This is a genomic window from Halanaerobium saccharolyticum, assembly GCF_003053565.1.
Lineage (GTDB): Bacteria > Bacillota > Halanaerobiia > Halanaerobiales > Halanaerobiaceae > Halanaerobium > Halanaerobium saccharolyticum_B.
In genome coordinates this window covers 1-13586 of sequence record NZ_QAXS01000036.1, presented here as the reverse complement: position 1 = coordinate 13586, position 13586 = coordinate 1, and the positions used below count along the sequence as shown (strand labels likewise).

Annotated in this window: 14 protein-coding genes; all 14 read left to right on the top strand. The window is 37.1% G+C overall.

From position 1 onward, the window contains the following. Positions 1-80: 80 nt before the first annotated feature. The 14 genes from flhA (at position 81) to C8C76_RS12110 (ending at position 13262) form a co-directional block, all read left to right on the top strand. Positions 81-2150 (top strand): flagellar biosynthesis protein FlhA, encoded by a 2070-nt coding sequence (gene flhA, locus C8C76_RS12175; RefSeq protein WP_108142033.1) that lies wholly within the window; start codon positions 81-83, stop codon positions 2148-2150. Positions 2151-2152: 2 nt separating this feature from the next. Continuing rightward, positions 2153-3478, top strand: a complete 1326-nt coding sequence (flhF, locus tag C8C76_RS12170) for a flagellar biosynthesis protein FlhF (RefSeq protein ID WP_108142031.1) — start codon at positions 2153-2155, stop codon at positions 3476-3478. Then, the gene (locus C8C76_RS12165) at positions 3438-4364 is read left to right on the top strand and encodes a MinD/ParA family protein (RefSeq protein ID WP_258222550.1); all 927 of its coding nucleotides are present in this window, start codon (positions 3438-3440) and stop codon (positions 4362-4364) included. The genes flhF and C8C76_RS12165 overlap by 41 nt, the downstream gene beginning before the upstream one ends. A 17-nt stretch (positions 4365-4381) precedes the next feature. After that, positions 4382-5023 carry a flagellar brake protein gene (locus C8C76_RS12160; RefSeq protein ID WP_108142029.1) on the top strand — a complete coding sequence of 214 codons (642 nt, stop codon included), beginning with the start codon at positions 4382-4384 and terminating at the stop codon, positions 5021-5023. Next, complete coding sequence (locus C8C76_RS12155; protein ID WP_108142027.1) at positions 5024-5398, top strand: hypothetical protein; 375 nt, start codon at positions 5024-5026, stop codon at positions 5396-5398. A 24-nt stretch (positions 5399-5422) separates the two neighbouring features. Further along, on the top strand, positions 5423-6169 hold the full coding sequence (locus C8C76_RS12150; protein ID WP_108142025.1) for a sigma-70 family RNA polymerase sigma factor: 747 nt from the start codon (positions 5423-5425) through the stop codon (positions 6167-6169). A 20-nt stretch (positions 6170-6189) separates the two neighbouring features. Then, the gene (locus tag C8C76_RS12145; protein ID WP_108142023.1) at positions 6190-7788 is read left to right on the top strand and encodes a DUF342 domain-containing protein; all 1599 of its coding nucleotides are present in this window, start codon (positions 6190-6192) and stop codon (positions 7786-7788) included. A gap of 13 nt (positions 7789-7801) precedes the next feature. After that, positions 7802-8554, top strand: a complete 753-nt coding sequence (gene flgF / locus C8C76_RS12140; protein ID WP_108142021.1) for a flagellar basal-body rod protein FlgF — start codon at positions 7802-7804, stop codon at positions 8552-8554. A gap of 125 nt (positions 8555-8679) precedes the next feature. Further along, on the top strand, positions 8680-9462 hold the full coding sequence (flgG, locus tag C8C76_RS12135; RefSeq protein WP_108142019.1) for a flagellar basal-body rod protein FlgG: 783 nt from the start codon (positions 8680-8682) through the stop codon (positions 9460-9462). A gap of 38 nt (positions 9463-9500) precedes the next feature. After that, on the top strand, positions 9501-10472 hold the full coding sequence (gene flgA, locus C8C76_RS12130; RefSeq protein ID WP_108142017.1) for a flagellar basal body P-ring formation chaperone FlgA: 972 nt from the start codon (positions 9501-9503) through the stop codon (positions 10470-10472). A gap of 13 nt (positions 10473-10485) precedes the next feature. After that, on the top strand, positions 10486-11067 hold the full coding sequence (locus C8C76_RS12125) for a flagellar basal body L-ring protein FlgH (RefSeq protein ID WP_108142015.1): 582 nt from the start codon (positions 10486-10488) through the stop codon (positions 11065-11067). Between the two features lie 21 nt (positions 11068-11088). Beyond that, positions 11089-12219: a flagellar basal body P-ring protein FlgI gene (locus C8C76_RS12120; protein WP_258222549.1), complete on the top strand. Its 1131-nt coding sequence runs from the start codon at positions 11089-11091 to the stop codon at positions 12217-12219. A 43-nt stretch (positions 12220-12262) separates the two neighbouring features. Then, a complete protein-coding gene (locus C8C76_RS12115; protein WP_108142012.1) occupies positions 12263-12589 on the top strand; it encodes a rod-binding protein in 327 nt (108 codons plus the stop codon). Positions 12590-12728: 139 nt separating this feature from the next. Then, a complete protein-coding gene (locus tag C8C76_RS12110; RefSeq protein WP_258222548.1) occupies positions 12729-13262 on the top strand; it encodes a tryptophan transporter in 534 nt (177 codons plus the stop codon). Positions 13263-13586: the final 324 nt, after the last annotated feature.

Sequence of the window (13586 nt, the reverse complement as noted above, 5' to 3'; positions counted from 1 at the left end):
TAATTTGCCCTGATAGTTGATATAATAATGATAACTTATGTTTAAATTTATGCATAAATTGATGGAGGTTAATTTTTTTAGTGGATAATACTGCAGCTTTTACAAATATAACAAAAAATACGGATATAATTTTTGCTCTAATGGTTGTTGGAATAATTGTAATGTTTATCATTCCTCTGCCAACTATGCTTTTAGATATGCTGCTGGCTGCAAATATAACCTTCTCGATGGTTGTTATTCTGGTAAGCATTTATACAACAGAGCCACTCGATCTTTCAGTTTTCCCTTCCCTGCTGCTTTTTGCAACTTTATTCAGGCTGGGTCTTAATGTATCTACAACCAGATTAATTCTGGGCCAGGGTTATGCTGGAGAAATCATTATGAGTTTTGGTGACTTTGTTGTCGGCGGAAACTATGTAGTTGGTTTGATTATCTTCTTAATCCTGGTAGTCATCCAATTTATAGTAATCACCAAGGGTGCAGAAAGAGTTGCCGAGGTAGCGGCTCGATTTACCCTGGATGCAATGCCCGGTAAGCAGATGAGTATTGATGCTGACTTAAATGCCGGTATCATAGATGAACATGAAGCAAAACGAGAAAGAGAAAAAATTAGACAGGAAGCAGACTTTTATGGAGCAATGGATGGTGCCAGTAAATTTGTTAAAGGTGATGCCATAGCAGGTATTATTATTACTTTTATAAATATTATAGGTGGACTTGTAATTGGAATGATGCAGCAGGGGATGGGTGTAGCAGAAGTCTCTCAAACTTATATTCTTTTAACTGTTGGTGATGGTCTGGTTTCACAGATTCCTGCATTGTTAATTTCTACAGCCACCGGTATGGTTGTAACCAGAGCTGCCTCAGATAATAATATGGGTAATGAAATGACAGAGCAGCTTTTAAAACAGCCCAAAGCCCTTTTTATAGCGGCTGGAGTTCTAATGATTCTGGGTTTTGTTCCTGGTTTACCGACTATTCCATTTTTAGTGCTGGCAGTATTTATTGCTACTATGGGCTATTTGATTATTAGAACTGCTCAGGTTGAAGCTCCTCCTGAAAAGAAAAAAGAAAGATCTGAGCTGAGCCCGGAAGAAAAACAGGAGATGAAGGAACAGGAGATTAAACAGCTGATAAAAGTTGATAAACTTGAAATTGAAGTTGGTTATAATTTGATTTCACTTGTTCTACCTGAACAGGGAGGAGACTTTTTAGATCGAGTTGCCAATATCAGAAAGCAGATTGCAATGGATTTAGGGATTATCCTACCTCCAGTTAGAATTGTGGATAATCTGCAGCTGCAACCAAATACCTATAAAATAAAGCTGCAGGGTGTGGAAATAAGTGAATATCAGTTATTTGCTGATAAATACCTGGCAATGGACCCGGGAGATACTTTTGAAGATATTGAGGGTATAGATACAGAAGAGCCAGCATTTGGTACTCCGGCAATCTGGATTGAAGCCGAGCAGCGGGAAAGAGCTGAAATGGCAAATTATACTGTTGTAGATCCGGGATCGGTTATGGCTACTCACTTAACAGAGGTTATTAAATCACATGCCTACGAGCTGCTGGGTAGAGAAGAAGTTAAAAAATTAATTGATAATGTAAAAGAGGATAATCAGGCTGTAGTTGATGAATTAATGCCGGATCTAATGAATCTGGGAGAAATTCAAAAAATATTACAGAATTTACTCTGGGAAAATATCCCGATTAAAAATCTAGTCTTGATTTTAGAAACCCTGGCCGATCACGCTGGTCGGACCAAAGATCAAACAATTTTAACCGAATATGTACGTCAGGGGTTATCCAGACAGATTAGTAATCAGTTTACTGATCAGGCTAACAACTTAAATGTCTTTACTATAGATCCACAGAAAGAAGAAAAACTGGCAAATTCCTTAGAGCAGTCTGATCAGGGTAATTATTTATCCTTACAGCCGGCTGAGGCTCAGAACTTAATTAACAGTATAGTTCAGCAGGCAAAACAGTTATTAGAACAGGGTAAGGAACCAATTTTATTAACCTCACCAATGATCAGAAGGCCAATTAAAGAAATGGTACATCGAACTTTTTCCGATCTGACAGTACTCTCTTTTAATGAACTGGAATCTGATGTTGAACTACAGGTTCAGGGGGTTGTTAACTAAATATGAAGGTAAAAAAATATACAGGCGAAACAATGCAGGATGTAATTTTTCAGGTCAAAGCTGATCTTGGACCGGAAGCTGTGATTGTAAATAAAAGAAAATCAAAAAAAGGCGGTTTTTTTGGCTTTTTCGGCAGAGAAGTCTTTGAGGTTGTTGCTGCTCTGGAAAGCAAAGGTTCAGCTTCAGAGACCGCAGAAAATGCACAGGATGCTGAAGATGTTGTTCAAATTTCAAATTACAACAGAAAGAGCAAAAAAGTCGACAGGGCTGAAATTCCTAAAACGGCAAGTGAAGATCCTGAAAACAAAAATGCAATCAAAGAATTTATCGACGATCTAAAAACTGCTGCAGATTCCGCTGCTGCAGAAGAGATTAAAACTAAAGACAGCAGGGATAAGAAAAAAACGAAAAGTAAAGAAGATAAAACAAAGAGTCCAAAGCAAAAATCTTTTGCCGGTGAGCTGGAAAAACAGCAGAATCTGACAGCTGCTCAAAAACTGCAGAATAAATTTAATCAAAAAAATACCCGAAAGAATAATAAAAGCTTAAATAACAGCAATCAATTATATAATTATCTTCTGGATCAGGGAGTAGAGAGCAGAAATGTTAATCTCTTTTTAAAAGAAATGGATATTAAAACTTCTGCCAGTAGTGAAGAAAATTTTGAAAGCCGTTTAAAAGAATTTTTAGCTATTTATTTTTCCGAGAACGAAGAAATTAAATTAAAATCTGAACAAAAGGTTGTTTCGTTTATTGGTCCAACTGGAGTAGGAAAAACAACTACTATGGCCAAGATTGCTGCTCATTTTGCAGTAGATAAAAATAAAAATGTTGGTTTAATTACAGCTGATACCTACCGGATAGCTGCTGTTGAACAGCTGCAGACTTACAGTGAAATTATAGATATTCCTTTTGCAGTCTGCTACAGCAGTTCTAAGCTGGAAGAAATGATAGCCGGTCAGTTTAGAAATTGTGACTTAATTTTGATAGATACTCCTGGCAGCAGCTGGAAGGATGAATCACAGCTGGGGAGATTAAAAGATTTTGCTGACCACAGTCTGATTGATGAAGTTCATCTGCTTTTAAGCCTGAACACGAAAAGCAGTGATCTGCGCAGCATTGTTTCTAAATTCTCTGTACTTAAACCTGACAGGGCTCTGCTGACAAAACTTGATGAAACAAGTAGTTATGGAGATATTATTAATATTAAAGCAAATTATGATTTACCGCTTTCTTATTTAACCTGTGGCCAGGACGTCCCGGAAGATCTGGATACAGCAGGAGCGGATGAAATCTTCAGCTACCTATTTGGTGATTTCAATGCGTAGTCAGGCAGCCAAACTGAAAGAGATTATGCAGGAGAAAAAAGGAAATGTTGAATTAACTGAATTCAATACCTCATCAACCAGAACTATTGCAGTTGCCAGTGGTAAAGGTGGGGTAGGTAAATCAACCTTTACAGTCAATTTTGCCTATAATCTCCGCCAATTGGACAAAGAGGTTCTGATCATTGACAGTGATATAGGGATGGCTAATCTGGATATTATGCTGGGAGTGCAGCCTAATTATGACATGGGCCACCTTCTGCGGGGAGAATGCAGTCTGGAAGATGCTGTGATCGAAGGGCCGGCCGGGATTAAACTTTTAAGTGGAATTACCGGTGACGACAGTTTTATTGACATTCAAAATGACGCCATGCAGAAGTTGATAGCTCTTGGTGATCAGATTGAAGAAAATTATGATTACCTTTTAATTGACCTGGGAGCAGGAGCAGCTAAAAGTATAGTTAATACAATTCTGGCTGCAGAAGAGTTGGTTCTCCTCTTAACTACCGAACCTACTTCAGTTATGGACAGCTACAGTTTAATCAAAATTTTGGCCAATCACGATTACAATAAACCAATTAAAATGGTTATTAATCAGACTGAAGACGAAAAAGATGCACAAAAAACAGCAAAAAGAATAATCAAAACAGTAAAAAATTACCTGGATCTAGATTTAACTTTAATTGGCAGTATAGCTCATGATCGCAAGATTAGTGCCGCACTGCGCAAACAAAAACCTTATGCTGAAATATTTTCGAATCGGAAAGCTGCCAGAGATTTTGAAAAGCTGGCCAGAAAAATAACCGGTGAGGAAAAAGAACAGCAGGCAAAAGGAGTAAAAAGTTATTTCTACAAAATGGTAGGCTTTTTTAATAAACATGTTAAATAGTTGATGGAGTTGAGAATATGAAAGAGTTAGAGGTTAATCAAAAACTTGAGATAGAAGTTTTATCAGGTTCCTATCAGGGAAACTATTTAAGCAAGGTTGCCGATTTTTTGAAAGCTGGAGTAGTGATTACCGGCCTTTATCGGGAGGGAGCACCACTTCCACTCAGATTAAATCAGCCAGTTAATGTTTATTATACTACTGATCGGGCAGCCTATAAATTTAAATCTAAAATTTTAAAAAGAACAAATAAACCAATACCATTACTTTTAATCGAAAGATCTGACTCGGTTACCAGAATTCAGAGGCGTGATTATTTCAGGCTTGATGTTACCGTTACAGTTGATGTTTATCAGATGGTTGATGATCAAAAATATCCAAAGAAAATTTCTGCAGCTCGGCTGCTTGATATAAGTGGTGGGGGTATTCAGATGCAGCTGAAAAAGAAATTCGACAAGGGTGAAGAAATTTTAATCTGTTTGAAAAATATTTTAGCTCCAAAAGAATTTATTAAAGCAAAAATTGTCAGAAGCCAGCGAGAAAATGATGAGCTCAATAATTATGGTGTTCAATTTATTGAAATTGAGCGCGAGCAGAGGGAAGCAATTATTCAGTGGATTTTTGCCTATCAGCGGAAAAGTCGTAAAAAAGGTTTGAGTTAGATGGTGGTAAATTCACTTATCATCGGGCTAATTACATATGCAGCTGCAGTAATTTATAATCTATCTATTCGCCGCAGTCTGGAAGTAGTATTTTATCTCGGCCTTAAATTTTTGATTTATACCACGCTGATGACTTTATTTCTTCAGCTCAGTTATTTTCTAATTAAAAACTATGGTTCAGAGGCTGAGTTCGAGCCAGAAGCTGACCAGACTCAAAAAGAAGAGGCTGTTTCTGAGGCGGAGCAGAATAAAACTGGAGAAGAAGTGGAGGCAGAGCAGGATTTTGCAGAATCTGCAGTTGAAAATGATTTTGAGAGCGAAGACTTTTCGGCATTTAATCCAGAAGAATTTGATTATCAGCAGAATAATAACTAATAAATTTGCTAAAGGAAGATTATTATGGCTTTAGATAAGGCACTCTGGAAAAAATACAGACTGGATGATAATCAGCAGGCTAGAGAAGAAATTATTTTAAAACATCTGGGCCTGGTTAGATATGCTGTGGGAAGAATTATAATCATGCTTCCCGACCAGATTGAATCTGAAGATCTGGAAAGTTACGGCATAATAGGTTTAATTGAGGCGGTAGAAAAATTTGATTTTAAAAGAGGAGTGGAATTTTCTACTTTTGCCCTGCCGAGAATTAAGGGAGAAATTTATGACTATTTAAGAAGTAAGGACTGGCTGCCGGATAATATGCGCAGAGAATTAAAAAGAGTAGAAGAGCAGAGAGAAAGCTTTAAAGCAAAAACCGGTAGAGAGCCAGGACAGGAAGAACTAACTGAACTCACAGGAATTAATAAAAAGAGATTAAATACTATTGAAAGACACAGTCAGCTGGCCAACTGGATTTCATTATCCCAGGATTTTGATGGTGCTGAGTTGATAGAGCTAATTGCTGCTGATCTTGATCAGGCTGTTGATAAACTTTCAGATGAGGAAGCAGTTAATTTACTGTCCGAGAAAATTGAAATGCTGTCCAAAAAGGAAAAACTGGTTTTATCTTTATATTATTATGAAGAACTAACTCAGGTTGAGATTGCAGAAGTGATGGAGCTGTCTGCGGCAAGAGTTTCTCAGCTGCATAGTCAGGCAGTCCGGCGCTTAAGGGGAATGCTGAGTAGATCAAAAGAATATTTTTTCTAATGAGAGGTAGGTAATTAAAAGTGAGTGAAGAGCAGGTTGATAGAAAAGACAAAAATTGTCTGCTTAAATTTACAGAAGATGATGTACTTCTAAAGTTCAGGCCAGATAGTAATCCAGATTTGATGGAAATTGAAAACTTCCTTGAAAAAAACAATATAATGGATGCTGATTATGAGAAAATAATAAATGAACTCAAAGGCCAGTCAAAAGAGTGGTTTAAGATTGCTGAAAATATCAATCTTCCTTCTGAAGATGATCAAGTAGAAATTGAAGTCTCTAATGATAAATTAAAGGTTTTATTAGATTTTACTCCCGGCCGGGATGGTAAAGAAATTAACTTTGAAGATCTTAAAAAAATGCTGGCAGCTAAGAAGATAAGTTATGGAATTAAAGATGATAAAATAAAAAGAGTCTTAAAAAACAGGCAGCCGGTCAGCAAAGAAATTATTGCTGAAGGAGAAAAAGCCACTCCTGGTGAAGATGGATATTTGATCTATCAATTTGAAGAAAAAGAGAATAATATTGGTACTCTGCGAGAAGATGGAACAATGGATTTTCATTCTAAAAATTTAATTAATAATGTTCGCCGGGGAGAAAAAATTGTCACAGTGGTCGATCCAACACCCGGTGAGGCAGGTACAGATGTATTTGGAGAAGAGATTAAGCCTCCAGCACCTAAATCTGTAAAACTTCCTCGAGCTAAAAACACTGTCAAAAAAGATAAGAGTGTTTATGCTGCCAAAGATGGGCAGATAGTTCGTGATGGAAAAAAGATATCGATTAACCCTGTTTACCAGGTTAATGGTGATGTTGATTTAGAAGAGGGGAATATTGATTTTGTAGGCAGTGTTAAAATTAATGGTGATCTTAGAGAAGGTTTTATAGTTAAGGCCTCCGGTGATGTAGAGGTTGCAGGTAATGTAGGAGCTGCTAAAATAGAAAGTGGAGGCAGTGTTTTAATTAAGAAGGGGTTTCTGGGCAGAAATAAGGGTGAAATCACTGCCAAAGGTGATGTCAACGCCCGTTTTGTTGAAAATGCAGAAATTAAGGCCAATAATGTTAGAGTCCACGAGGCAGTAATGCACAGCCAGGTTACTGCTAAAGACAGTGTTGTTGTAAGTGGCGGCAAAGGTTTAATTGTTGGTGGAAGGGTTATGGCCCAAAATGTGATTGAAGCAAATATGATAGGATCGAGTCTGGCTACAAAAACATATATAGAAATTGGACTGGAGCCTGAACTGCGCAAGAATTTTAAAGCAGCTAAAGATGAGCTGGAGACTGTTGAGGACAATCTGGATAAGGTAAATAAAAGTGTTGACCTTTTAAACTCAATGAAAGAAAAGGGAATTAAATTACCTGCCAATAAAAAAGAAATGTTTTCTAAATTAAAAGTTACCCGCGATGAATTGGAAAAGAGAAAAGCAGAACTTGATTTAGAGATTGAAGAACTGGAAGAACAGCTGACTGCATCGGATGAAGCAGTAATTAAGGTTAATAAGTGTATTTTCCCTGGAGTTCAGCTTTTAAGCAGTAAGGATAAAATGATTATCCGCAATAGAATAGCAAAGTGTGCTTTTACTGAGGTTAATAAAGAATTAAGACAGAAAACTAATCAATAAAGGAGGTGTTAAAATGATTAAAGGTTTATATACCGCCGCTTCTTCGATGAATGTGCTGGAGAAAAAATCAAATATCCGCTCCAATAATCTGGCCAATGTTAATACAAATGGTTTTAAAAAATCAGAGGGTGTGACTGGTTCCTTTCCAGAAATGCTGTTGAGCCGAATTGAAGCCGGTAAAGCTGATCAGGAGATTGGTGAACTATCAACTGGAGCTTATATGGAGCATAGTTTTAAAGATATGAGTCAGGGAGCTTTTCAGCGGACTGATAATACTCTTGATTTTGCCGTTGAAGGCGAAGGCTTTTTTGTAATCGAAACAGAAGCTGGTGAGAGATACAGCCGTGATGGTAATTTTACCATCAATGCTGATTCGGAGCTGGTAACCCAGAGTGGAAATCATGTGCTGGATACTGAAGGGAATAGAATTCAATTAATTCCTGATCAGGATTTTAGGGTCAGTGCAGATGGCCAGATAACTTTTAACAACGGGCTGCAGGGATCACAGATTGCTCTTGTTAATTTTGAAGATCAGTCAGAGCTGCTGCAGGAAGGAGACAATCTTTATACAGCTCAGGAAGGTGCATCTGTTTTGGAGAGTGAAGCTGGAATTGCTCAGGGATACTTAGAAAGTTCTAATGTTAAAATTGTAGAAGAGATGGCAAAGATGATTAAGACTACCAGGCATTATGAATCAAATCAGAAAGTAATCAGCAGTATTGATGAAACATTATCTAAAGTGATTAACGAAGTTGGACAGGCTTAAATTTTAAGTTGAGAGCCGGACCTGAAAAGGAAGCTCCTGCTGCTGTTGACTGAAAGATACAGCAGCTTTTAATTAATAAAATTTTTAGACTGTCTGCTTCAAAAAAAATAATTGAGGTGGAAAATATGATAAGTGCTTTATGGACATCAGCAACAGGGATGAATTCACAGCAGACCAATATTGATACTATATCTAACAACCTGGCAAATGTGAATACCAGTGGATTTAAGAAATCAAAGATTAATTTTGCAGATTTAATTTATACAAATATGAGAGAGCCCGGGACTCCAAATGCTCAGGGCGCAGAAATACCTACCGGGATAGAAATTGGACATGGTTCAAAAGTCAACAGTACTCAAAAAATATTTACCCAGGGTAATATTCAAAATACTGACAGCCCTCTGGATATGGTGATTGAAGGAGATGGGTTTTTTAGAATTCAGCTGCCTGATGGCAATTATGCTTATACCAGAGATGGTTCCTTTAAACAGGACAGTAATGGTAATATAGTTACTTCTGATGGTTATCAGATAGATCCCAGTTTTCAGATCCCTCAGGATGCTACTGAGATAGCAATTACCTCTGATGGAACAGTTAACGCTATAGTAGATGGCGAAAATCAGCAGTTGGGACAGATTCAGCTCTATCGTTTTGCCAACCCAGCTGGACTATCCAGTGAAGGAAGAAACCTCTATTCTCAGACAGTTGCTTCCGGGCAGGCTATGCAGGGAGTTCCAGGTGAAGGTGGCTTTGGTACAATCACACAGGGCTTTTTGGAGATGTCAAATGTTAAAGTAGTAGAAGAAATGGTTAATATGATTGCAGCTCAGCGGGCCTACGAAACAAATTCTAAGGCTATTCAGGCCTCAGATGAAATGCTGCAGACTGCCAATCAGCTTAAGAGATAGTGCTTTGTGATTAAAGCAGTAGTAAGAGGTGTCTAATTATGAAAAAAATAATTATTATTTTAACAGTTTTGATATCTATAAGTATAACTTTTAATGCTGCTGCTTTTGAGATTGAAATAAAGAAAGAGGCAGAAGTTAATTCAGCTGAGATATATCTGGGAGAGATTGCAGAAATTAAAGCTGGAGGACTCTCAGAGTCTGCTTTAACTGAGCTGGAAAATTTGGTTTTAAAATCTTCTCCCAATCCAGGTTATCAAAAAAGATTGACCCGGGTGCTTGTTGATTTAAGTATTCAGAATTTGGGCTATAAAAAATCTCAATTCAACTTAAAAATGCCGGCAACTGTAGTTGTCAGCCGCCGAAGCATCGAGATTTCTGAAGCAGAAATTTCAGCTCTGGTAGAAGACTATTTAAAAACTAAGCTTGATTTTGCTGCCGAAAAAATAATAATCAAAAGCAGGAATTCTGCTCCAGAATTGAAAATAGCAGCCGGTGATTATCAGTTAAAGGTTGCTGAAAATCAGAACTTATCACTTCCAGATATCAATCTCAAACTGGAAGTCTGGCAGGACGGGAAAAAACTGCGTAGACTTTTTTATCCAGTCCAAGTGGAGCTGCTGCTTGAAGTTTTAACTGCAGCTAAAGATTTAAAAAGCGGTGCAAAAATTAAAAAATCAGATTTTACAGTTCAGGAAAAAAGTATTTCTGGTGCCCCAGAAAAGATTGTTCAGGACTGGTCAGAAATCAATGCCAGTAACGTTTTGCTGGCAAGAAATTTAAACAAAGGTGAGATATTAAAGTCAAACAATCTTAAAATTCCTTATGTAGTAAAATGGGGACAGAAATTAAATCTTAAAGTAAATGTTAATAATATAAATCTTTCTACTTTTGTAGAAGCTAAAGAAAGAGGAAAAATTGGTGAAATTATAACTGTTGAAAACTTAAACAGTGGTTATCAATTTCAGGTAGAAGTAGTTTCGCCAACTGAGGTTAAAATGATCTCAGATTAAGAGAGGTGCAAAAATGTATTTAAATAAATTTAAAATAATCAGTATTTTGCTTATTATTGTTTTTTTGCTGTCTTCTTCAGCAGCAGCTGAATCACTCTGGAGTGATAATTCAAAAGGCTTATATCAGGACTATCCCGATTATGAAGAGGGAGATATTATTACTGTAGTAATTGAAGAAGATGCAAGTGCAATTCAAAGTGCAAATTCTGATGCCAGTCAGGGCAGTGATTATAATGCTGAAGGAGCTGGTCTGTTGGATTTTATACCATTTTTTGATTTCAGTTATTCTGATTCTGAATCTGCAGATGGTCAGACTCAGCGCAGTGGTACTCTGGAGGCAGATATTACCACTCAGGTAGTAGAGCTGCGGGAAAATGGAAATCTTAAAATTCAGGGTACAAAACGAGTAAAGATTAATGGTGAAATTCAGACTATAATTTTAGAAGGAGTAATTCGACCAGAAGATATCAATTTTGATAACGAGGTTTCTTCTAAAAGGGTCAGTAATGCAAACATAGAATATGAAGGTGAGGGTGTTGTAGGTGACAAACAGGACCCTGGACTTTTAACAAAATTATTTAATTTTATTTTTTAAGTATTTGAAAGAAGGGATAGTTTGTTTAAATTTATGAAAGAAAGAATTTTAGTTTTAGTATTGTTATCTATCTTTATTATATTAATAAGTTCAACTATATCTGCTGCTAATGATCCTGAGGTTGAAATCGGAAATATTACCAGACTTAAAGGACAGCGGATAAATCAGCTGCTCGGGTATGGTATTGTAGTCGGCTTAAATGGAAGTGGAGATTCTAACAGGAGTCAGGCTACACTGCAGAGTGTGGCAAATATGCTGCAGAATTTTGGGGTCAATGTTACCGACAACCAGGTTGCAAGTCAGAATATAGCTGCAGTAATGGTGACTGCTGAGCTGCCTCCGGTAGCCCATAATGGTGATCAGTTAGATATTACTGTCAGCTCGATCGGAGATGCTGATAGTCTGATGGGGGGGACCCTGTTATTAACTCCGCTCCAGGCACCAAATGGTGAAATTTATGCCTCAGCCCAGGGCCCACTTTCAGTTGGCGGTTACAGTGTTGGTGATGGAGGTAATTCTGAGGTTCAAAATCATCCTACTGTTGGTCGAATTCCGGGAGGAGCACTGGTGGAAAAGGAAATTGGCTCTTCTCTTAGTGGTGAACAGCTGACCTATATTCTTGCCAATCCCAGTTTTAAAACCGCCAGTCAGATCAGTTCAACAATTAATAATAAATTCGGGCCGGGGACAGCCAGAGCTTTAAATGCTTCAACAATTAATATCTCTAAACCGGATAATTTTAATTACGGCATGGTTAATTTTATTGCAGAGGTCAACAGCTTAAAAGTAACTCCTGCTGTGGAAGCCCGAGTGGTAATTGATGAGCGAACTGGTACTGTGGTTTTCAGTCATAATGTTCATATATCTACTGTGGCTGTAGCTCACGGCAATTTATCAGTTAGCATTTCGACTCAGCAGGAAGTCTCACAGCCTGAGCCCTTTAGTGAAGGAGAGACAAGAGTAACTGAAGATGTAGAGATTGAAGTCGATGAAGGACAGGAAGGTAATATGCTGATTGTCAGTCAGGAAAACACGATAGAGGATCTGGTTACAGCATTAAATGCTATTGGTGCCACTCCTCGTGATATTATTTCAATTATCCAGAAAATTGATGCTGCGGGAGCACTGCATGCAGAATTGGAGATCCAATAAATTTTCAGTGAGAATATCTGCTATTTTAAATGAGGTGTAAAAAATGAATGGATTAAATAATAATTATCATCAGCTGGCTCAGTATCAGCTTAATAATCAGCAGGAAATTAAGTCTAAAAATAAGGTTAATACCTCAAATAAAGAAGAGGGAGAGCTGGAAAAGGCAGCTCAGGAGTTTAGTTCGATTTTTATCGAAAAAATGTTTTCCTCAATGAAAAAAACACTGGCTGAGGAGAAGCTTTTCGATGGAGGTTATGCCGAAGATGTATTTTCTGATATGTTATATAAGGAATACAGTCAGATGGCAGGAAAACAGGGGCTGCTGGCCGAACTCAATCAGGCTCTGGTTGAACAGTTAAAAAGTTCCTGAGACCAAAATTGTCCGGCTTTAATATTTTGACAATTTATTCTGGCTGATGTATAATATTAAATAATTAGAAAAGCTAATAGAGATTAGCTTAAAAAATTAGTTGAGATTAGTAAAAACAAAAAAGGAGAGATGAGTTGAGATGAGAATTAGTACAAAAGATTTAGCACAGGCGGCTTTGTTGGTGGCGATTGGATTTATTTTACATGCATTTTTTCCTCCAATAGTTATGGGGATGAAACCTGATTTTGCTCTGGCGATGATGTTCATTTTATTGATCATTAAACAGGACTTTAAATTGGGTTTTCTGGTAGCAGTATCAACAGGAATTTTTACTGCTTTAACTACCGGTTTCCCTGGAGGACAGGTGGCAAATATGGTGGATAAATTATTTACATTTATGATTGTTTATCCTTTAATACCGATTATTGTTAAACTGCCATCTAGAAAATTATCTACCGGTTTAATAACTGCTTTTGGTACACTTTTAAGTGGAGGAATTTTCCTCGGTACAGCTGCTCTGCTTGTTGGTTTACCTGGTCCATTTACTGTTTTGTTTTCTACAGTAGTAATTCCAGCGGCGGCAGTTAATACCATCACAGCAGTTATTGTCTTTAGTGTAGTTGATTTTGCAATGGATGTAGAAGTTAAGGGAGCTAAAAACGAAGCGGTATAGTAAAATTTATAGTTTTAATTGGCCTCTCATTTTTTAATGAGGGGTTATTTTTTTAATTCTAATCTTTTTTTAATCTAATTTAGTTGCAATCGCAACAAAATTCTGTTATAATTTTTGGTTGTATAATTAATGTTGTGAAGAAAAAACTGTAAATCTAAAAATATCTAAATAAAAAAGGCATTTGCCTGGCTCCGTTGAATTAAATAGTTACAACACCAAAAATTCAATGAAGGAGTCAAGCAAATGCATAATAAGTTTATCACAGATTTAATGAATTTACCAGACCTGGTTGCAACAGATTTAATTCAAACTGAAGAATATTTA